General features: G+C 71.5%; 22 protein-coding genes. 7 read left to right on the top strand and 15 right to left on the bottom strand.

The genetic code is table 11. The features are described from left to right. Nucleotides 1-34: 34 nt before the first annotated feature. Genes AB0J80_RS34670 through AB0J80_RS34660 form a run of 3 tightly spaced genes read left to right on the top strand, consistent with a single transcriptional unit; the run spans nucleotide 35 to nucleotide 2669 of the window. Nucleotides 35-796, top strand: coding sequence for an SDR family oxidoreductase (locus tag AB0J80_RS34670; RefSeq protein WP_364713594.1), 762 nt, complete (start codon nucleotides 35-37; stop codon nucleotides 794-796). Continuing rightward, nucleotides 796-1794 carry a Gfo/Idh/MocA family oxidoreductase gene (locus AB0J80_RS34665; RefSeq protein ID WP_364713593.1) on the top strand — a complete coding sequence of 333 codons (999 nt, stop codon included), beginning with the start codon at nucleotides 796-798 and terminating at the stop codon, nucleotides 1792-1794. Before AB0J80_RS34670 ends, AB0J80_RS34665 begins: the two co-directional genes overlap by 1 nt. Then, on the top strand, nucleotides 1791-2669 hold the full coding sequence (locus tag AB0J80_RS34660; protein WP_364713592.1) for a TIM barrel protein: 879 nt from the start codon (nucleotides 1791-1793) through the stop codon (nucleotides 2667-2669). Before AB0J80_RS34665 ends, AB0J80_RS34660 begins: the two co-directional genes overlap by 4 nt. On the opposite strand, the gene AB0J80_RS34655 is transcribed toward AB0J80_RS34660, so the two are convergent. The 4 genes from AB0J80_RS34655 to AB0J80_RS34640 form a co-directional block, all read right to left on the bottom strand. Continuing rightward, nucleotides 2662-3159, bottom strand: a complete 498-nt coding sequence (locus tag AB0J80_RS34655; protein WP_364713590.1) for a pyridoxamine 5'-phosphate oxidase family protein — start codon at nucleotides 3157-3159, stop codon at nucleotides 2662-2664. The two genes, AB0J80_RS34660 and AB0J80_RS34655, sit on opposite strands and share 8 nt — an antisense overlap. Further along, the gene (locus AB0J80_RS34650; protein WP_364713589.1) at nucleotides 3159-4349 is read right to left on the bottom strand and encodes a DUF6596 domain-containing protein; all 1191 of its coding nucleotides are present in this window, start codon (nucleotides 4347-4349) and stop codon (nucleotides 3159-3161) included. Before AB0J80_RS34650 ends, AB0J80_RS34655 begins: the two co-directional genes overlap by 1 nt. Then, nucleotides 4349-4675 (bottom strand): YciI family protein, encoded by a 327-nt coding sequence (locus AB0J80_RS34645; protein ID WP_364713588.1) that lies wholly within the window; start codon nucleotides 4673-4675, stop codon nucleotides 4349-4351. Before AB0J80_RS34645 ends, AB0J80_RS34650 begins: the two co-directional genes overlap by 1 nt. A gap of 78 nt (nucleotides 4676-4753) precedes the next feature. After that, nucleotides 4754-5791, bottom strand: a complete 1038-nt coding sequence (locus AB0J80_RS34640; RefSeq protein ID WP_364713586.1) for a LacI family DNA-binding transcriptional regulator — start codon at nucleotides 5789-5791, stop codon at nucleotides 4754-4756. A gap of 72 nt (nucleotides 5792-5863) precedes the next feature. Here AB0J80_RS34640 and AB0J80_RS34635 point away from each other — a divergent pair, with 72 nt between their 5' ends. The 4 genes from AB0J80_RS34635 (at nucleotide 5864) to AB0J80_RS34620 (ending at nucleotide 10950) form a co-directional block, all read left to right on the top strand. Next, nucleotides 5864-6952, top strand: coding sequence for a phytanoyl-CoA dioxygenase family protein (locus AB0J80_RS34635; protein ID WP_364713585.1), 1089 nt, complete (start codon nucleotides 5864-5866; stop codon nucleotides 6950-6952). Nucleotides 6953-7113: 161 nt separating this feature from the next. Next, a complete protein-coding gene (gene ahcY / locus AB0J80_RS34630) occupies nucleotides 7114-8574 on the top strand; it encodes an adenosylhomocysteinase (protein WP_364713583.1) in 1461 nt (486 codons plus the stop codon). Nucleotides 8575-8810: 236 nt separating this feature from the next. Further along, on the top strand, nucleotides 8811-10466 hold the full coding sequence (locus tag AB0J80_RS34625; protein WP_364713581.1) for a Na+/H+ antiporter: 1656 nt from the start codon (nucleotides 8811-8813) through the stop codon (nucleotides 10464-10466). Continuing rightward, nucleotides 10459-10950 (top strand): hypothetical protein, encoded by a 492-nt coding sequence (locus tag AB0J80_RS34620; protein WP_364713579.1) that lies wholly within the window; start codon nucleotides 10459-10461, stop codon nucleotides 10948-10950. Before AB0J80_RS34625 ends, AB0J80_RS34620 begins: the two co-directional genes overlap by 8 nt. Before the next feature lie 3 nt (nucleotides 10951-10953). On the opposite strand, the gene AB0J80_RS34615 is transcribed toward AB0J80_RS34620, so the two are convergent. The 11 genes from AB0J80_RS34615 to AB0J80_RS34565 form a co-directional block, all read right to left on the bottom strand. Continuing rightward, nucleotides 10954-12552 carry an ABC transporter permease gene (locus AB0J80_RS34615; protein ID WP_364713577.1) on the bottom strand — a complete coding sequence of 533 codons (1599 nt, stop codon included), beginning with the start codon at nucleotides 12550-12552 and terminating at the stop codon, nucleotides 10954-10956. Then, on the bottom strand, nucleotides 12549-13445 hold the full coding sequence (locus AB0J80_RS34610) for an ABC transporter ATP-binding protein (RefSeq protein ID WP_364713576.1): 897 nt from the start codon (nucleotides 13443-13445) through the stop codon (nucleotides 12549-12551). Before AB0J80_RS34610 ends, AB0J80_RS34615 begins: the two co-directional genes overlap by 4 nt. Before the next feature lie 2 nt (nucleotides 13446-13447). After that, entirely contained in the window at nucleotides 13448-14071 is a 624-nt protein-coding gene (locus AB0J80_RS34605) for a TetR family transcriptional regulator (protein WP_364713574.1), read from the bottom strand. Next, nucleotides 14068-14712, bottom strand: a complete 645-nt coding sequence (locus tag AB0J80_RS34600) for an aspartate/glutamate racemase family protein (RefSeq protein ID WP_364713572.1) — start codon at nucleotides 14710-14712, stop codon at nucleotides 14068-14070. The genes AB0J80_RS34605 and AB0J80_RS34600 overlap by 4 nt, the downstream gene beginning before the upstream one ends. Then, nucleotides 14709-15044: an STAS domain-containing protein gene (locus tag AB0J80_RS34595; protein WP_364713571.1), complete on the bottom strand. Its 336-nt coding sequence runs from the start codon at nucleotides 15042-15044 to the stop codon at nucleotides 14709-14711. The genes AB0J80_RS34600 and AB0J80_RS34595 overlap by 4 nt, the downstream gene beginning before the upstream one ends. A 62-nt stretch (nucleotides 15045-15106) precedes the next feature. After that, nucleotides 15107-15679, bottom strand: coding sequence for an LUD domain-containing protein (locus AB0J80_RS34590; RefSeq protein ID WP_364713569.1), 573 nt, complete (start codon nucleotides 15677-15679; stop codon nucleotides 15107-15109). Continuing rightward, on the bottom strand, nucleotides 15676-17094 hold the full coding sequence (locus AB0J80_RS34585) for a lactate utilization protein B (protein WP_364713568.1): 1419 nt from the start codon (nucleotides 17092-17094) through the stop codon (nucleotides 15676-15678). The genes AB0J80_RS34590 and AB0J80_RS34585 overlap by 4 nt, the downstream gene beginning before the upstream one ends. Further along, complete coding sequence (locus AB0J80_RS34580) at nucleotides 17094-17828, bottom strand: (Fe-S)-binding protein (RefSeq protein WP_364713566.1); 735 nt, start codon at nucleotides 17826-17828, stop codon at nucleotides 17094-17096. Before AB0J80_RS34580 ends, AB0J80_RS34585 begins: the two co-directional genes overlap by 1 nt. Continuing rightward, nucleotides 17819-17980: a hypothetical protein gene (locus tag AB0J80_RS34575; RefSeq protein WP_364713564.1), complete on the bottom strand. Its 162-nt coding sequence runs from the start codon at nucleotides 17978-17980 to the stop codon at nucleotides 17819-17821. Before AB0J80_RS34575 ends, AB0J80_RS34580 begins: the two co-directional genes overlap by 10 nt. Nucleotides 17981-18284: 304 nt before the next feature. After that, nucleotides 18285-19064, bottom strand: a complete 780-nt coding sequence (locus AB0J80_RS34570; RefSeq protein ID WP_364713563.1) for an ATP-binding cassette domain-containing protein — start codon at nucleotides 19062-19064, stop codon at nucleotides 18285-18287. Between the two features lie 55 nt (nucleotides 19065-19119). Next, a complete protein-coding gene (locus tag AB0J80_RS34565; RefSeq protein WP_364713561.1) occupies nucleotides 19120-20142 on the bottom strand; it encodes an ABC transporter permease in 1023 nt (340 codons plus the stop codon).

Here is a 20142-nt window from a genome sequence, read left to right as displayed (position 1 = left end):
TACGATCTCGTTAACGCATCCATCCTCTACAGACATGAGCCTCCTCGACGGCCGGGTGACGCTGGTCAGCGGCGGCACGCAGGGTGTGGGCGCCGGCATCGCGCGCGCCGCCGTACGGGAAGGTGCTTGTGTCGTGGTGACCGGCCGCCGCCGGGACGTGGGTGAGCGACTCGCCGCAGAGATCGGCGCGACCTACGTCCTCACCGATCTCTCCGATGTGGAAAGTGCCCGAGCGTCGGCCGCCGCGGTCGTCGACCGGTACGGGCGCATCGACTGCCTGGTCAACGCCGCCGGCCTGACCGCGCGCGGCTCCCTGCTCGACACCACCGTGGAGCTGTTCGACCGGCACATGGCCGTGAACCTCCGCGCACCTTTCTTCCTCATGCAGGCCGCGGTGCGGGACATGCTGCGCCGCGCGGAGCCGGGCACCATCCTCAACATCATCTCGGTGTCGGAGCTCGGCGGACAGCCGTATCTGGCGCCTTACGTCGCGGCGAAGTCCGGGCTGGCGGGGCTGACGCGCAACGCCGCGTACGCGCACCGCTTCGACCGCATCCGAATCAACGGCCTCGACATCGGGTGGACGGACACCGAGGGCGAGGACGTCGTGCAGCGGGCGTATCACGACGCCGGCGACGACTGGCGTGAGCAGGCGGCGAAGCGGTTGCCGATGGGCCGGCTCGCCCGCGTGGACGAGATCGCGGACTTCGCGGTCTTCCTGCTGTCGGCGCGCAGCGGCGTGGTCACCGGCTCTGTCATCGACTGGGACCAGCAAGTGATCGGCGGGATGGACTGATGCGCATCGGATTGATCGGGCTGGGCCGGATCGGCACCTTCCACGCCGAGACCCTCACCTCGTTGCCGGGAATCGACCTGGTCGTGACGGATGCCGTCTCGGCCGCGACCGAGCGGGTCGCCACGAAGTACGGCGCCGGCGCCGCGAACGACCCGGCCGACCTGTTGCGCCGCGATCTCGACGGCGTCGTCATCGCCGCGGCCACCGACGCTCACCCGCAGCTGATCCTTGCCGCGGTGGAGGCGGGGCTGCCGGTCTTCTGCGAGAAGCCGGTCGCGCGGGGCGCCGCCGAGGCGGAGGAGGTGCTGCGGCACTGCGCCGGGCGTACCGTGCAGATCGGCTACAACCGCCGGTTCGATCCGGGCTTCGTCGCGGCCCGGGAGGCGGTGCGCGGCAACGTTCTGGGGCGGCTGCATACCGTACGGTCGACCACGCTGGATCCGGCGCCGCCGCCGGCCGCCTATCTCGCCGCCTCCGGTGGCATCTTCCGGGACTGCAGTGTGCACGACTTCGACATCATCCGGTTCGTGACCGGCCACGAGGTCGTCGAGGTGTACGCGACCGGCAGCGCCCTCGGCGACCCGGTCTTCGCCGACACGGGCGATGCCTCCACCACCGCCGCAATCCTCACCCTCGACGACGGAACGCTGTGCGTCGTGTCGAACAGCCGCTACAACGGCCGGGGGTACGACGTTCGCCTGGAGCTGCACGGCACCGCGGACACCGTCGTCGCCGGGCTGGACGATCGACTGCCGCTGCGTTCGGTGGAGCCGGGTGTCACGTTCCCGGCCGGACCGCCGCACTCGTTCTTCATGGGCCGGTTCGCCACGGCGTACCGCCGGGAGCTGACCGCCTTCACCGAAGTCGTGGCCGGTACGCGGGAAAGCCCCTGCACCGTCGCGGACGCCGTCGAGGCGCAGTGGATCGCCGAGGCGTGCACGACATCGCTGCGCGAGCACCGGCCCGTACGGATGACCGAAGTGAGGAGTGCGGCATGAAGATCGCCGGAGCGCCCATCTCGTGGGGTGTGTGCGAGGTTCCCGGCTGGGGCTACCAACTGCCCGCCGAACGCGTGCTGCGGGAGATGCGCGAGATCGGGTTGGTGGCGACGGAGTTCGGCCCTGACGGGTTCCTGCCCTCCGACGCGATCCTGCGGCAACTGGGGCTGGCCGCGGTCGGCGGCTTCGTGCCCGTAGTCCTGCACGAGGGAACGCACGAGAAAACACGCGACGGAACGCACGAGGGAAAGCACGAGGGTGACCCCGCAGTGGACCTGGACCGTTTCGTCGCCGCGGGCGCGGACACGGTGGTGCTGGCCGCGGCGACAGGACTGGACGGATACGACGCCCGCCCCGAGCTCGACGAAACGAGCTGGAAGCGGATGCTGGCGAACCTGGACCGCCTGGCCGCCGCGGCACGCGACCGAGGGCTGACGGCGGTGCTGCACCCCCACGTCGGCACGATGGTCGAGACGACGAACGACGTTCGCCGGGTGCTGGACGGTTCGGAGATCGCGCTCTGCCTGGACACCGGGCACCTGCTCATCGGCGGCACCGATCCGGTGGAGCTGGCCGAGCAGGCCGGGGACCGCATCGCCCACGTGCACGCCAAGGACGTCGACGCCGGCATGGCGGCGCAGGTCCGCGGTGGGCAGCGCACGTACACCGAGGCGGTGGCGGCCGGGATGTACCGGCCGATCGGCGACGGCGACGTGGACTTCGCCCGGGTCGCGGCGGCGCTGGGCCGCTATGGCTACGACGGCTGGTGGGTGCTCGAACAGGACACGATCCTGGCCGGCGAACCGGACGGCGAGGGCCCGGTGGCCGACGTGCGGCGCAGCGCCGAACGCCTGCGGGAGATCCTCGTCAGCTGAACAGGTAGCGGGTCTGGGTGTACGGGTTCTTGCCGAACGACAGCACCTTGTCCGGTGCCACCCCGAACACCCAGGCCGTACGCCCGTCGGCGTCGTGGAACACGTCGTCGCCCACCTCGAAGTCCCAGTCGAGCTTCGACTTCCACAGGCCGGCGAGCCGCACGAGCCGGTCGCGGTCGGTGACGCGTACGGCGGTGCCTTCGACGATCACGTCCAGCCCCACGTGCAGCCGGTTGGTACCGGTGGTCAGCACACAGGCCGGGTTCGCCAGCAGGTTCGCCGACTTCTGCTCCTGGTCGCCGGTGCAGAAGTGCAGGACGTCCTCGTGCCAGATCGCGGGCAGCGGGGTGACGTGAGGGCGGCCCGTACGCCGTACCGTCGAGAGCCAGAACATCTCCGACGCGGTCAGCACCGCGAGGACGTCGGCCCAGGGCACCGCCGAGGCGCCCGGTTCGCTGTAGTCCGCGTTCAGTTCGACGTTCGGTTCCATCAGGTCTCCTGTTCGCCGGTGAGTTCTTCGGCGCGAGCGAGCAGCGCCCGCCGTTCCGCAGCGGAGGCGGCCGCCGCAGCGGCCTGCTCGAACAGCGCCACCGCTCGGTCGCGATCACCGGCGCGCGCTGTCAGGTCGGCTTCCGCGGCGATGGCGAGCGGGTATTCGTCCAGCCCGCCGGCCGCGCGGGCTTCCGCGAGCAGCGCCAGCCCCGCCGCCGGGCCGTGCGCGTAGCCGTGCGCCACCGCCCGGTTGAGGCGCACGACCGGCGACGGCACGAGCGCGACAAGCCGGTCGTAGAGGGCGGCGATACGTGGCCAGTCGGTGACGTCGGCGGTGTGGCAGGCGGCGATGTGCGCCTGCACCGCGTATGGGCCGGCGGGCGCCGGGAGGAGGGACCGCGCCTCGGCGATCGCCTCGTGGTCCCAGCGGGTGCGGTCCTGCCGGTCCAGGGTGAGCAGGTTGCCGTCCGCGTCGCGACGGGCGTCGCGGCGCGAGTGCTGCAGCAGGAACAGCGCCAGCAGCCCGCGTACCTCCGGCTGGTCCGGCATGAGCTGGGCGAGCAGCCGGGCGAGCCGGATCGCCTCGGCCGCGAACGCAGGCTCGCCGTCGGCGTCGTAGCCGCGGGTGAAGAGCAGGTACAGCACGCCGAGCACGCCGGGAAGCCGCTCGGTCAGCGCCGGACCGGACGGCACCCGGTACGGGATGCGAGCCTCGGCGATCTTGGTCTTGGCCCGGGTGAGCCGCCGCGTCATCGTCGACTCGGTGACGAGGAACGCCCGAGCGATGTCGGCGGTCGGCACCCCCGCGACGGTACGCAACGTCAACGCGACCCTGGCTTCGAGCGCGAGCGCGGGATGGCAGCACGTGAAGATGAGCCGGAGCCGGTCGTCGGAGGCGGGCGCCGGCTCCGCCCCGGAGGTGAGCAGCGCCAGCTCCGCCAGCTTCCGGCGTTCGACGGTCGCACGCCGCAGCACGTCGATCGCACGGTTGCGCGCGACCGTCGCCAGCCAGCCGCCGGGATTGTCCGGTACGCCCGCGCCCGGCCACTTCTCCAGGGCCAGCGCGAGTGCCTCCTGGGCGCAGTCCTCGGCCAGCTGCCAGTCCCCGGTGACCCGGATCAGTCCTGCGACGATCCGGGCCCGGGACTCCGTACCGGCGGCGACGACCGCGGCGGCGACGTCGGTCATCAGCCGACGTACGGCCGCAGCTCGATCCGGCCGACCCACGCCATGGGGTGGGCGCGGGCCACCTCGATGGCCTCGTCGAGGTCGGCGCACTCGAGAATGTCGAAGCCCACGATCACCTCCTTGGTCTCCGCGAACGGGCCGTCCGACAGCAGCAGCTCGCCGCCGCGGACGCGGACGGTGGTCGCCGACGACGGCGGAACGAGCTCGTTGCCGTGCACCCGGCGGCCGGAAGCGTCGTTCTCGGCCACCCACTGGTGGATGTCGGGGATGAGCGCGTCGTCGGTCTCCGGCTCGGTGTCGGTGCAGACGAACATCATGTACTTCATCTCGGAATCCCTTCTCGGTGATGATTCAACCCCGTGACGAACGGCCCGCGCTGATCCGGACAGCTTCGCCGAGAAATCTCAGAAATTCGCCGGCGGGGTGTTGTGCGGGGTGATCACCTGGATCGCCGACGGGTTCGACCGCACCGGGCCGGGCAGCGCACCCTGGGCCTGCATGACGACGTGGCAGGCGCGGCGCAGGTCCTGCCTGAGGTCGTGGTGGAGCACCGCCGACAAACGGCGTTCGCGCAGCAGAACGGTGTTCTCCCCGTCGAGGTCGTGGGCGATGAAGACGTCGTAGCGACGGTGTTCGCGGGCGAAGGCGTCGACCACGGCCGCGTTGCCGCCGGCGCCGGCGTACAGGGAGTAGACGGCACGGACGGCCGGGTTGGCGGCGAGCATCTCGCGGGTTCCGATGTGGACGGCGTCGGCGCGGTCCTCCTCGTCGACGACCTCGATCAGGCGGCGGCTGGGCGCGCGGGTGCGCATCTCGGCCCGGAAGCCCATCTCGCGTTCGTCCTCGCCGCGGAACGAGCCGTGCCCCCGGACGACGAGGACGTCGCCGGCGCGCTCGGCGAGCCACTCCTGCACCAGGTAGGCGGCGGTGGCGCCGGCCGCGCGGTTGTCGATGCCGACGTACGCCGCCCGCGCGCTGGTCGGCAGGTCCGTCACGAGCGTCACCACCGGGATTCCCTGCCGGGCCAGGCGGGCGACGGCGGAGACGATCTCGGGTACGTCCGGGGCCTTCAGGATCACGCCGTGCGACTTGGTGCGGCCGACCTTGTCGAGCACCGCCACCAGCTCAGGGACGCCGGCGCTGTCGAGGAAATGGAAGCGGGAGCGGATCACCGCGGGACGCAGGGTGGGCAGCTCGGCCTCCAGTGCGGCGCGAACGCCGGCGGAGAAGCGCGACGGGGCCTGCACGATCACGTCGACCATGAACGTACGCCCGCCGATGCGCAGCTGGGACTGCTGCCGGTCGAGGTCGGCGATCGCCTGCTCGACCTCGCGGACGGTGCTCGCCCGCACGCCTCCGCGCCGGTGCAGCACCCGGTCCACTGTGGCCTCGCTGAGGCCGGACTGGACGGCGATCTCGCGGATGCGGTACGGGTGCTTCACGCGTACACAATGAGGGGTTTTTGAGGTCTTTTCAAGGGACTTTGATGTTGTTTCCCTCCCTAGCCTGACGACATGGAGACCTCCATCGCCGACTTCCGCCGCCTGGTCGAGCAGACCACCGACCCCGCCGAGTACCCGCACGCCACGGGCGTGGAACGAAACGTGTTGATCTACGACCGGACCCTGCGCCGAGCCGCCCGCGACGAGCTGGCCCGGGCGCTGCGGGACGGGCCCGGGATCGTGGTGATCAAGGGCGCGTTCGCGACCGGCGTCGTGGACCGCGCGACCGCCGTCTTCGCCGCGATGATCGAGGAGCAGAAGGCCGCCGGGGTCGTCGGCGGCGACCATTTCGCCAAGCCGGGAGAGAACGACCGGGTCTGGGGAGCGCTGGACAAGTTCGCCGTCCGCGATCCGCAGGCCTTCGCCGCCTACTACGACAACGACGTCCTGGCGCTGGTCAGCGACTCCTGGCTGGGCCCGGGCTACCAGGTCACGTCGCAGGTGAACGTGGTGAACCCGGGCGGGCGCGCGCAGGTCGCCCACCGTGACTACCACCTCGGCTTCATGTCCCGCGGGCAGGCGGAGCGCTACCCCGCCCACACCCATCTGCTGACCCCCGCGCTGACGTTGCAGGGTGCGGTCGCACACGTCGACATGCCGGTCGAGAGCGGTCCGACGCTGTACCTGCCGCACTCGCAGAAGTACGCGCCCGGCTACCTGGCCTTCCACGAGCCGGAGTTCACCGCGTACTTCGAGGGCGCCTACGTGCAACTGCCGCTGGAGAAGGGGGACGCCGCGTTCTTCAACCCGGCACTGTTCCACGGCGCGGGCACGAACCGAACGACGAACGTTCGTCGGATGGCGAACCTGCTGCAGATCTCGTCGGCGTTCGGGCGCGCCATGGAGACGGTGGACCGCCTGGCGATGTGCCGCGCCCTCTACCCGGTGTTGCGGTCGTTCCCGGGAACCGCCGACAACGTCGTCGCAGCGTGCGCCGAGGGCTACGCCTTCCCCACGAACCTCGACCGTGACCAGCCCCTCGGCGGCCTCGCCCCGCAGACCCAGGCGGAGCTGATGCGGCAGGCTCTGGCCGAGCAGTGGGACGTGTCACAGTTCGAGAAGGCGCTGCTAGAGCAGCACGAACGGCGGTTGGCCGGCTGAGCGATGCGGCGATCTTGGAAGGGCGGCGCTATTCTTGTCGGGCGCCCGACGAGGCGCTGCCCCTTGCCGAGAGGCGCTGCGACGGATCTCCGGGTCCGCCACGCTCGGCCTGCGGGCCACTGTCGCAAGGGCGCCTCCTGACGAGGGGGGTGCCCTTCTCCATGTCATCACGTCTTCAGCAGCTCAACGGCATCGACTTCGCGGTGGCGGACCTGTCGCTGGCGGCCTTCGGCCGGCACCAGATGCGCCTCGCCGAGCACGAGATGCCCGGCCTGATGTCGATCCGCGAGGAGTACAAGGACGCGCAGCCGCTGCGCGGCGCGCGGATCGCCGGCTCGCTGCACATGACCATCCAGACCGCGGTGCTCATCGAGACGCTCGTCGCGCTCGGTGCGCAGGTCCGCTGGGTCTCCTGCAACATCTTCTCGACCCAGGACGAGGCCGCCGCGGCGATCGTCGTCGGCCCCGAGGGCACGGTCGAGGCCCCCGCCGGCACCCCGGTCTTCGCCTGGAAGGGCGAGACGCTGGAGGAGTACTGGTGGTGCACCGAGCAGCTGTTCGACTTCGGTGACGGCCTCGGCCCGAACATGATCCTCGACGACGGCGGCGACGCCACCCTGCTCGTGCACAAGGGCGTCGAGTTCGAGAAGGCCGGCGCGGTCCCCGCGACCACCGCCGAGGACCCCCACGAGTACACGATCATCCTCGACACCCTGCGCCGCAGCCTGGCGTCGGACCCGCAGCGCTTCACCAGGATCGCCGCGGAGATCAAGGGCGTCACCGAGGAGACCACCACGGGCGTGGCGCGGCTCTACAAGTTCGCCAAGACCGGCGACCTGCTCTTCCCGGCGATCAACGTCAACGACTCGGTCACCAAGAGCAAGTTCGACAACAAGTACGGCATCCGCCACTCGCTGGTCGACGGCCTCAACCGCGCCACCGACGTCATGCTCGGCGGCAAGCTGGCCGTGGTCTGCGGCTACGGCGACGTCGGCAAGGGCTCGGCCGAGACGCTGCGCGGCCAGGGCGCCCGCGTCGTGGTGACCGAGGTCGACCCGATCTGCGCGCTGCAGGCCGCCATGGACGGAATGCAGGTCGCCCGGATCGAGGACGTCGTCTCCGAGGCCGACATCTTCATCACCACGACCGGCGGCACCGAGATCATCACGGTCGACCACATGGCCGCCATGAAGCACAACGCGATCGTCGGCAACGTCGGCCACTTCGACGACGAGATCGACATGGCCGGCCTCGCCAAGGTGCCGGGCATCGAGAAGGTCGAGGTCAAGCCGCAGGTGCACGAGTGGCGCTTCCCGGACGGGCACGCGGTCATCGTGCTCTCCGAGGGTCGCCTCATGAACCTGGGCAACGCCACCGGCCACCCCAGCTTCGTCATGTCGAACTCGTTCACCAACCAGGTGATGGCCCAGATCGAGCTCTGGACCAAGCCCGGCGAATACGACAACCAGGTCTACGTGCTGCCGAAGCACCTGGACGAGAAGGTCGCCCGACTGCACCTGGACGCGCTCGGCGTCCGGCTCACCGAGCTGACCAAGAAGCAGGCGGAGTACCTGGGCGTCCCGGTCGAGGGACCCTACAAGCCCGACCACTACCGCTACTGATCCGTTTCAAGAATTCATGAGTACGGGCGCACACCGGCCCGACCGCAACACCGGGGCTGACCGCCTCACGCCCGAAGGCCGTAGCACTCCAGGCCGTTACCGGCCGCCGGGCTGACCGTTCCGGGCAGACGCCGCGGGGGATGTACCGACTGAACTCGGTACATCCCCCGCGGCCGTGCGGCTGCCGCCTGGCGCTCATGATCGCGTGATCACGGGTGGTCCGGGAGAATGTAGCGGTGAGTGTCGAGACGACGTTGCTATTCATCCTCGCGGGCGTGGCGGTGATCGTCGCGATCCGCTGGGTCGCCGAGCGCACCGGGCTGCCCGCGGCCGCCCTCCTCACCATCATCGGGGTCCTCTACGCCGTCCTCCCCGGACCGAACGTCGAGCTGGAACCCGAGCTCATCCTGACCCTGCTGCTGCCCCCGCTGCTCTACAGCGCGGCCCTCGACTCCTCATTGATCGACATCCGGCGCAACCTGCGCACGGTCATCAGCCTGTCCGTCGTCCTGGTGCTGCTCACCGCGCTGCTGATCGGCGTGGGGTTCCACCTGTTCGTGGCCGGCGCGACGCTGGCCGTCGGGGTCGCGCTCGGCGCCGCCGTGGCCCCGCCCGATCCGGTGGCCGCCCTCGCGGTCGGCAAGAAGGTGGGCCTGCCGCGCAACATCGTGACCCTGGTGCAGGGCGAAGGGCTGCTCAACGACGCGACCGCGCTGACCCTGCTCAGCGTGGCGGTATCCGCGGCGGTGGGACAGAAGTTCTCGTTCTCGGCCGCGGTGGGCGAGTTCGTCATCTCCGCCAGCGGGGGCGTCATCGCGGGCATCGTGGTCGCGTACGTGGTCCGGGCCGCGCGGCCGATCCAGCAGGACCCGCTGATCGCGAACGCCGTGTCGCTGGCCACGCCGTTCGTCGCGTACCTGCTCGCCGAGCGGGTGCACGTGTCCGGCGTGCTCGCGGTGGTCGTGGCGGGGCTCATCGTGGGCCACGACGCGCCGCGGCTGGCCTCGGGGGCGAGCCGGCTGCAGGTCACGGCCGTGTGGCGGCTCGTCGACTTCCTCCTCGAGGGGCTCGTCTTCCTGCTGATCGGCCAGCAGCTGCCCCGGGTGATCGACGGCCTGTCCGAGTACAGCACCTCGACGATCATCATCGCGGTGGCGGTGTCGGTGGGCGTGGTGCTCCTGCTGAGGCCGCTGTTCCTGGTCCTGACGCAGCTGCTGCCGCGCTCGATGCACGCCCGCCTGGGCGGCGACGCCTCGGCCGACGAGGACACCGGTGGGCGGGAGCGCCGCCTCGACGGCCGGGAGATCGTGGCGCTCAGCTGGTCCGGCACCCGGGGCGTCATCACGCTGGCCGCGGTCTTCACCATCCCCGCGCGGACCCATGCCGGACAGCCGTTCCCCGACCTGGACCTGCTGTTGTTCTGCGCATTCGTGGTGGTCCTGGTTACCCTGGTGGGACAGGGCATCACGTTCGCACCTTTGGTCCGAATGCTGGGCCTCAAGGCGAACGAGGCGGACAAGGTGCGGCTGCGCAACGAAGCTCGGTCAGCGTCGGTGCAGGCCGCCCTCGACCGGCTGGAGGAGATCCAGCTGCAGCGGCACGACCATGTGGAGGACCCGGCCATCGAGGCGATGCGCAAGCAGCTCGGACTGCGTCTGGAGCGCTACCGGCGGCGTCTGGACCTCCTCGAGCGGGCGGACTCGGACGAGGTCCCGGTCTCCCCGCAGTACGAGGCCGCCCTGCGGGTCCGCCGCTCGGTCATCGATGCCCAGCGCGAGGAACTGCTGCGCTGGCGCGACGCCGGCCGGCTCTCGGACGAGGGGATGCGGGTGCTGGAACGCGAACTCGACCACGAAGAACGGCTGCTGCCCGATCGGTCGGCCCATGGATGAGCTGATCCGGCTCTTCCGCCGGTGCCGCCGGTTCGAGGAGGTGCTCATCTCCGGGTACGGCGACCTGAGCAGCAGCCCCGAACGCATCACCCTGTACGGCAAGCAGGTGTACATCGGCGCGCCCGGGCAGGGCTACGTCAGCCTGTCCGTGCCCGAGCTCGGGCAGTCGCTGCGCATCGGGCCCGCCGACGAGCCCAGGGCCCACCCGGACCTCGACGCGGAGGACCAGCTGCGCGCGGTCCTGGTCGACCTGACCAGCCTCTACCTGAGCGTGCACCGGGCCCTGGAGTGCAAGACGGTCACCCTCTACCTGGACGACGAGTTCGCCGACGGACGGGTGCGCGGCGTCGCCTTCCAGCTCGACGACGGCACCAGCCTGGTCGTCGACCCGGCCACGGTCGACGGCATCTCCCTGGGCGACGAACGCGACCTGTGGCGGATCGCCGACAACGGCGACGTCCGCGCCGTCGAGATCCCGATCTAGGGGTCAGGCGGCGGGCAGGTCGCGGCGCCGGAAGCCGGCCAGGCCGGCGGCGGCGAGGACCACCGCGACCACCGTCAGCACCACGAGCGGCGTGGCGGACGCCTCGCCGCCGGGCAGGTGCGGGATGTGGGTGAACGGCGAGACGTCCATGACCCAGTGGCTCAGGTCGAGGGTCGACCCCAACAGCAGGAGCAGGACGCACGCCGCGACCGCGCCCCACGCTGCCGGGGCCGCCTTGGGCGCGGCACCGAACAGCAGGACGGTCACCGCGGCCAGCACCCAGACCGCGGGGAGCTGGGCCAGCATGCCGCCGAGTACGGCCGGGAACTGCCCGCCGACGTCGTTCAGGGTGAGGCCCGTGACCAGGCCGCAGACCGCGCCGCCGGCGGTGAGGGCCAGGGCCGGGCCGGCCACGGAGAACAGCAGGTGGCTGCCGAGCCAGCGCAGCCTGCCGACCGCCGTGGCCAGCACCGCTTCGGCGTGACCGGTGCTTTCCTCGTCCCGCAGGCGCAGCGTGGCCTGGACGGCGTAGGCCGCGGCGATCAGGCCCATGACGCCGGTGATGCCGGCCAGGAAGCTGTCGGTCGCGCCGGAGGTGCCGCCCATCCGTTCGAAGATGCGTGCCATGGCGGGGTTGTCCTCGACCAGGTCGACCACGCTGCGGGCGACGCCGCCGAACACGAGGCCGAGCGCCACGAAACCGGCGGTCCAGGCGGCCAGCAGGCCGCGGTGCAGCCGCCAGGCGAGCGCCACCGGGGTACGCAGGGCGGCCGCCGCGGTCGCCGGGCCGGGGCGGGGGGCGAGCAGCCCGGCACCGACGTCCCGCCGCGACGCCAGCGTCACCGCGGTGCCCGCGAGCAGGGCGGTGAGCGCCACCGCGAGCGCGCCGGGCCACCAGCGGTCGGCGCCGTACGGGAACATGTGCTGCACCCAGCCGATCGGCGACAGCCAGGACAGCCAGGAGACACCGCCGCCGCCGATGCCGCTGACGTCGCCGGCGAGCCTCAGCACGTACGCGACGCCGAGCGCGACGACCGCGAGCGACCGGGCACTGCGGGCGCCGGTGGCCACCTGGGCGGTGACCGCGGCGACTCCCGCGAAGACGCAGCCGGCGAGGCCGTACTCGACCGCCATCAGCACCGAGCCGGTCGCCGGCAGGCCTTCGGCGAGCATGGCCGTGCTGAGGATCAGTGCCAGCAGCAGGTTGGCTCCCCACGTGACGATGAGCGCCGCCGCCAGGCCCGCATGCCGCCCGACCACGCCCGCCCCGATCAGCTCGGTACGGCCGGCCTCCTCGTCGGCGCGGGTGTGCCGGATGACGGTGAGCAGGCTGAACAGGGCGATCATCACCGGCAGGAAGCCGCCGCGCCAGGCGACGAGCTCGCCGAGGCTGGTGCCGTGCAGCGGGCCGTAGAGCGCGACGAAGCCCGCGTTGCCGGCGCTGACGTGGGCGTACTCGAGGCGGTCGGCCTCGGTGGGGAACAGGCCGTTGAACGAGCCGGCGTATCCGGCCGGCACGAGGGCCAGCACCACGACCCAGAGCGGGAGCAGGAGGCGGTCGCGGCGCAGGATGAGGCGGATCAGCTGCCCTGTGCCGGTCATCGGACCGGGTCCTTCTGGTACTGGCGCAGGAACAGCTCCTCCAGCGTCGGGGGCTGGCTGGTGAGGCTGCGGACGCCCACGTCGACGAGCCGGCGCAGCGCCGGCTCCAGCGCGTCCGTGTCGACGTCGAACGTCACCCTGCTGTCCTGTGTCCGCAGGCCGTGCACGCCCGGCAGCGTGGCCAGCCCGTCGACCGGGCCGGTGAGCTCCGCCTGGATCGTCGTACGCGTGAGGTGGCGCAGGTCGGACAGCGTGCCGGTCTCCACGGCGCGCCCCTCCCGGATGATGGTGACCCGGTCGCAGAGCGCCTCGACCTCGCTGAGGATGTGGCTGGACAGCAGCACCGTCCGGTCCCCGCGTCGCTGTTCCTCCCGCACGACCTCGCGGAAGACCTCCTCCATGAGGGGGTCGAGGCCGGAGGTGGGTTCGTCGAGGATGAGCAGCTCCACATCGGAGGCCAGCGCGGCGACCAGGGCGACCTTCTGCCGGTTGCCCTTGGAGTAGGTGCGGCCCTTCTTGCGCGGGTCCAGGTCGAAGCGCTGCAGCAGCTCGTCGCGGCGCCGGTGGTCCACACCGCCGCGGAGCCGGCCGAGCAGGTCGATGACCTCGCCGCCGGAGAGGTTGGGCCACAGCGTCACGTCGCCGGGCACGTACGCCAGCCGCCGGTGCAGCGCGGTCGCGTCGGACCACGGGTCGCCGCCGAGCAGCCGGGCACTGCCGCCGTCCGCGCGCATCAGCCCGAGCAGGATGCGGATCGTCGTGGTCTTCCCGGCGCCGTTGGGCCCCAGGAAGCCGTGCACCTCACCGGTCCGCACGTGCAGGTCCAGCCCGTCGAGGGCCCGGGTGCGGCCGAAGCTCTTCTCGAGCCCGGTGACGCTGATCGCCTCGGTCATCGCTACTCCTGAGATGAGATGAGCCGGTCCAGGACGGCGTACGCCTGGTCGGCGAGGTCGGCGGAGAGCATCGGCTGGGCGAAGATCTCGACGGCCGCCCGGAACATCCGGGCCTGGCCGGCCGGGGTGCGGGTGTCCGCCCCGATCGCCTCGGAGATCTGGTCGCGCAGCAGGTACATGCCCATCTTGAGGGCGACGAGGACGGCCGCGTACGCCCGCGGGTCGGCGGACTTGAGGGGCGCGGTCGCCAGCCAGCGCTCGCCCTCGTCGACCATCCGCTCGAACATCTTCGTGCCGGTCGGCGAACCGTCCATCGTCGACCGGACCATGTACGTCTGCAGCACCAGCGGGGCGGCCTGGATCGCGTCGAGCAGCCCCTGCTCGCCGAACCCCCTCCCGTCGAGGTAGGGGGCGCGGATGCGGGCCAGCTCGGCCATGACGTAGTCGTCGCAGGCGTCGCGCAGCCCTTCCTTGGACCCGAAGTGGTGTCGCAGCAGGCCGGAGGAGACCCCGGCCGCGTCGGCGATGTCGCGGATGGTCGCGGCGCCGATGCCACGCTCGGCGAAGAGGGCGATCGCCGCCTCCCGGATGCGGGCGCGGGCGGTCAGGTCCGTCGAGCTACTCACATGTGTAGGTTACTACACAACTGTGTAGCACGCTCCACCGCGATTCGGGGACTGCTGAACACGGGCTTGCCCAGGTCCGCGAGGAGGAGCTGGGCGGGCGCCGCGCTCGCCTGCGCCAGCACGATGACGTCGGCGTCGAGGGTGCGGGCGTGATCCGCGATGCTGCGGGCGTACCCGTCGAGGTCTCCCGCCTCGAACAGCGGCCAGGCGTCCGCGCAGAGGGCCTCGACGATCTCTGTTCCGGGCGCGGCGCACGAGGTCAGCAGCTCCCGGGTCGGTGCCAAGGTCGAGGCCACCGTCGCCACGACGGCGATCCGGCGTCCCGCCGCCGCGGCGGCCTCCGCCATCGGCCGGTCGACGCGCAGCACCGGCACGCCGACCTCGTCGCTCAGCTGCTCGGCGTGCCCGCTCAGCGTCGAGCAGGTGCAGACCACGAGATCGGCGCCCGCGGCGGCCACCTCCCGCAGCCGGGCCAGCAGCCGGCGCCGGACGTCCTCGTCGACCCCGCGCTCGCGGGCCTCGGCGAGCAGGCTCTCGTCGACGACGTGGACGTCTGCCCGGCCGGGCGAGAGCTCACGCATGAGCGCCTGGAAGGTTCGGGTGTGGGTCTCGGCGGTGTGGAGAAACCCGATCGTGGTCACGGGCAGAAGATGTGGTCCAGCGCGGTGATCTCCAGTACCCGGCGGATCCGGGGCGGGACGTCGGCGAGCACCAGGTCGCAGCCCGGGATCCGGTGCTGCACCAGGACGTTGATGCCGGACGAGTCCATGAAGGTGACGTCGGCCAGGTCCACCTCGACGCGGCGGCGGCCGGGGACGGCGTCCGACAGCGCGGCGGCGAGCACGACCGCGGTCGACTGGTCGATCTCCCCGGCGCAGCACAGCCGGGCATAGTCCGGCGTCTGCACGACGGTGGTGACGGTCAGCTCGGTCTGCGCCTCGACGAGCTCCTCCGCGCGCGGGCATTCGGTCATCGAGACCTCCCCCCAGAGGATCGACCGTCAGCCTAGCGGCATTCCGGGCCTGGCCACACCCTTCACGCCACGTCGGCGAGAATGACGTGCAGGCGCCGGGGCCCGTGGACGCCCTCCACCCGGTTGAGCTCGATGTCGCTGGTCGCCGACGGGCCGCTGATCCAGGTCAACGGCCGACCCGGGTCCAGGCGGGCGATCGCGTCGGGCACCGCGGCGACGACCTGGTCCGGGCGTACGACGCAGATGTGCAGGTCGGGCAGGAGCGAGATGACCCGGCGCCCCTGGTCGGCGGAGCCGTCGAGCACGATGGTGCCGGTCTCGGCCACCGCCACGGTCGCCGCGGTCAGGACGGCGTCGGCGTCGTGCTCGTCCTCGACCACCTCGATCCCCGGCGGCAGCCAGGACGGGTCGATGCCCGGCGGCACCACGAGCCGGCCCGGGTGCAGCGACGCGACGACCGCCGCGACGGCCCGGCCGCGGTGGACCACCGCCTTGTAGTCCACGAGCCGATCGACCAGCAGGTCCAGATCGGCAGGCAGGCTACCGGCCGGCCGGTAGGCGCGCGGGACGTCGGGCACCGCGGTGTCGCCGAGCGCGGCCCGGATCCGGCCCAGGATGAGGTCCCGGCTGCTCATCGCGCGGCCCACCAGTCGCGGAAGGTCTCCGGCGGCGGGTCCGGCAGGTCGCGGCTCGCCGTCCAGCCGTTCAGCGGTGGCGGCAGATGTGTGACCCGCCGGGTCAGCTTCGCCGCATGCTGGGCGCGGGCGTACAGGGCCGGACGGTCCATCGTGTACGCCGCGGCGGCCATCGCCATGCGCTCGCTCCGCGGATGTGGCGCCTGGTTCCGCAGGTGGACCAGGATGGACGGTATGTCGATCTTCACGGGGCAGGCGTCGAAGCAGGCGCCGCAGAGCGAGGACGCGTACGGCAGGGAGGCGTTGTCCGCCACCCCCGTGAGCTGCGGGGACAGCACGGCTCCGATCGGGCCGGGATACACCGACCCGTACGCGTGCCCGCCCGTGCGCTCGTAGACCGGGCACACGTTGAGGCACGCGGAACAGCGGATACAGTGCAGCGCCTGCCGCCCCACCTCGTCGGCCAGCACCGCGGTACGCCCGTTGTCGAGCAGCACCAGGTGGAAGTTCTGCGGCCCGTCACCCGGGGTGACACCGGTCCACATCGACGTGTACGGGTTCATCCGTTCCCCGGTCGACGCCCGCGGCAGCAGCTGCAGGAACACCTCGAGGTCACGCCACGCCGGCACCACCTTCTCGATGCCCATGACGGTGATCAGGGTGTCCGGCAGGGTCAGGCACATCCGCCCGTTGCCCTCCGACTCCAGCACGGCGAGGGTGCCGGTCTCGGCGACGGCGAAGTTGGCGCCCGACACCGCGACCTTCGTGCTCAGGAACGTCTCGCGCAGATATCGGCGGGCCGCCGCGGCGAGCGTCGCCGGATCGTCGGTGAGCGCCGGGTCGACGCCCGGCATCGCCCGCAGGAAGATCTCGCGGATCTCCGCGCGGTTGCGGTGGATCGCCGGCACCAGGATGTGGCTCGGCTTGTCGTGCCCGAGCTGCACGATCAGCTCGGCGAGGTCCGTCTCGACCGGCGCGATCCCGGCGGCCTCGAGCGCCTCGTTGAGGCCGATCTCCTGGGTGGCCATCGACTTCACCTTGATGACCCGGTCGTGGCCGGTGGCCCGGACCAGGTCGGTGACGATCCGGTTGGCCTCATGGGCGTCGGCGGCCCAGTGCACCACCCCACCCGCCGCGGTCACCTTCGCCTCGAGCTGTTCGAGCAGCTCGGGCAGGCGCGCCATGGTGGCGGCCTTGAGCGCGGAGCCGGCCGCGCGCAGCTCCTGCCAGTCGGGCAGCTCGGCGACGACGGAGCCGGACTTGCGGCGGATGGTCGTGGTGGCGTGGCCGAGGTTGCGGCGCAGCTGGTCGTCGCCGAGTGCCTTGCGAGCGGCTTGCGGGAAGGGCTCGTCGCCGCGCAGGTTGCCCACCCCGCGTGGGGCGGTCGCCGGCATCCCGAGGAACGTACGGCTCATCAGGCCTCCTCCGTGGCGGCGAGGATCTCGGCGAGGTGGACCGTGCGTACCCCGGCGTCCATCCGGGACAGTCCGCCGCCGATGTGCATGAGGCAGGAGGAGTCGCCGGCCGTACAGACCTCCGCTCCGGTCTCCATCACGTGGCGCATCTTGTCGGCGAGCATCGCCGTGGAGGTGGCGGCGTTCTTCAGCGCGAAGGTGCCGCCGAAGCCGCAGCACTGTTCGGCCGCCGGCAGGTCGACGAGCTCGAGCCCGCGGACGTGGCGCAGCAGCCGCAGGGGCTTGTCGCCGACGCGCAGCATCCGCAGCGAATGGCAGGTCGGGTGGTACGTGACCCGGTGCGGGTACCACGCGCCGACGTCCCCGACGCCGAGCACGTCGACCAGCAGCTCGGACAGCTCGTACGTCCGCGAGGCCACGTCCTCGGCCCGGGCCGCCAGCGACGCGTCCCCCGCCGCCCGGGCCACCATGGCGTGCTGGTGGCGCACCGATCCGACGCAGGATCCCGAGGGAGCCACCACGGCCTCGTACGCGGCGAAGGTGCGCACGTGGCGGCGTACCAATGCCAGCGCATCCCTCTGATAGCCGGTGTTGATGTGCATCTGGCCGCAGCAGGTCTGGTCCGCCGGGAAGGTCACCTCGTGGCCGAGGCGTTCCAGGAGCCGGACGGTGGCCTTGGCCGCCGCCGGGAACAGCGTGTCGGCCAGGCATGTCACGAAGAGCGCTATCCGCACGTCAGCCTCCCCACCCGGCGCTCGGCCGCCCGCCACGCGGCCTCGTCGCCGCGCGGCTCGTAGCGCACGATCTGTTGAGTCTCCCGCAGAAGCGCCCGCATCGCCGAGAGGTCGCCGCGGATCGCGCCGGCCGCGCATGCCTGGACGAGCACGTTACCCAGGGCGGTGGCCTCGACCGGACCGGCGAGGACGGGCAGCCCGCAGGCATCGGCGGTGAGCCGGCAGCACCGCGAGGCCGGACTCGGTCAGGGTGCCGAGGTCACCCCCGATCCCTTCACCCAGAGCAGCTCGACGGGTGCGCCCGTGGCCGGATCCGCTTGCGTGCCCTTGGCGGACGTGTTGCCGCCTGCGGGGTTACGGCGACGCCGTGATGCCCGCCAATAGGGTCAGAGCGCCCGCGGCCGGCTGGGGCGCGTGAGATGTCTCGCGGGCTTGCCGGCCCGCGAGACACCCTTCTCAAGCGGCGTGCGGGGGCGGCGGGGCGGCGCCGGTCATGATGGCGACCGCCTCCGACATGGAGTGGGACTTCGGGGTGATGACGGTGGCCCGGCGGCCCAGCCGCTGGATGTGGATCCGGTCCGCCACCTCGAAGACGTGCGGCATGTTGTGGCTGATCAGGATCACCGGAAGGCCGCGGTCTCGGACGTCCCGGATCAGCTGCAGGACGCGGTTGCCCTCCTTGACGCCGAGCGCCGCCGTCGGCTCGTCGAGGATCACCACCTTGCTGCCGAAGGCCGCCGACCGGGCCACCGCCACCGCCTGCCGCTGGCCGCCGGAGAGCGACTCGACCGCCTGGCCGATGTTCTGCAGGGTGCCGATGCCCAGCTCGGACATGTGCCGGCGGGCCTCCGAGCGCATGTGCCCACGGTCGAGCATCCGGAACACCGAGCCGAGGGGGCCGGACTTCCGCTGCTCCCGGCCCAGGAACAGGTTGTCGGCGATGTCGAGGCCCGGCGCCACGGCCAGGGTCTGGTACACCGTCTCGATCCCGGCCTCGCGGGCCTCCATCGGGTTGCGGAAGTGCACCGGCCTGCCGTCGAGGTGGATCTCGCCGCTGTCCGGGATCAGCGCCCCGGAGAGCGCCTTGATCAGGCTCGACTTGCCGGCGCCGTTGTCGCCGATGACCGCGAGGATCTCGCCGGGGTAGAGCTCGAGGTCGCTGCCGTCGATGGCGACCACGCGGCCGTACCGTTTGGTGAGCCCGCGAGCTTGCAGGACAGGGGTCGCGCCGTTCACGACAGCACCTCCATGTCATGCCCTCCTGGCCCTTGCTTCGCTGCGGTGCAGTCGGTCATGACTTGACCTTCCTGATCCACTGGTCGAGGGAGACGGCCACGAGGACGAGCAGGCCGATGGCGAAGCCCTGCCAGACCACCTCGACGCCGGCGAGCTGCAGGCCGTTGCGGAAGACGCCGACGATGAGGGCGCCGATGAGGGTGCCCAGGACGCCGCCGCGGCCGCCGAAGAGGCTGGTGCCGCCGAGCACCACAGCCGTGATCGAGTCGAGGTTGTAGTCCACGCCGACGTTGGGGCTGGCCGACGCGAGCCGGCCGATGAGGATCCAGCCGCCGACGGCGTAGAGCAAACCGGCGATCGTGTACACCGAGAACAAGACCCTATTGGTACGGATACCCGCGAGCCGCGCGGCCTCGATGTCGTCACCGGTCGCGTACACGTGCTTGCCCCACGCCGTGGAACGCAGCGCGTAGTAGAAGTACGCGAAGAGCAGCAGCATGATGATCGACCCGTAGGTCAGCCGGAACCCGCCGATCGGGATCGTGGTGCCCGTCCACGTCATGAGGGAGGGCATGTCGGAGCCGCGTACCGTCTCGCTCTTGGACACCACCGCGTTGAGCGAGAAGAAGATCGTCAGCGTGCCCAGCGTGACGATGAACGGCGGGAGCTTGATCCGGGTCACGAGGAAGCCGTTCAGCGCGCCCATGGCCGTACCGCAGGCGAAGCCGAGGACCAGCGCCACGATGCCGGGCATGCCGAGCTTGGTGCAGAAGTTCGCCATCAGGACCGAGGAGAAGACCGCGATGGCGCCGGCCGCCAGGTCGATGCCGGCGGTCAGGATGACCAGCGTCTGGCCGAGGGCGAGCGTCGCGATGACGGTCACCTGGGCCAGCACCAGCGACAGGTTCGCCGCCGAGAAGAAGCGCGTGTTGACGATCGAGAAGGCGATGATCGCCACGACCAGGACGGCGAGCGGGCCGAGGACCGGGTTGCCGTGCAGGACATGCTGGACGCGCAGCCCGAGCGAGTCGTGCCGACCGACCTCGAAGTCGGCGGCGCTTTCGGTTGCGGTCGCCAT

Origin of the sequence: Actinoplanes sp. NPDC049548 (assembly GCF_040676695.1) — a bacterium.
In the GTDB taxonomy this organism is placed as follows: domain Bacteria; phylum Actinomycetota; class Actinomycetes; order Mycobacteriales; family Micromonosporaceae; genus Actinoplanes.
Note: the sequence above shows the minus strand (reverse complement) of the source record. Positions and strands in the feature narration are given on the sequence as shown.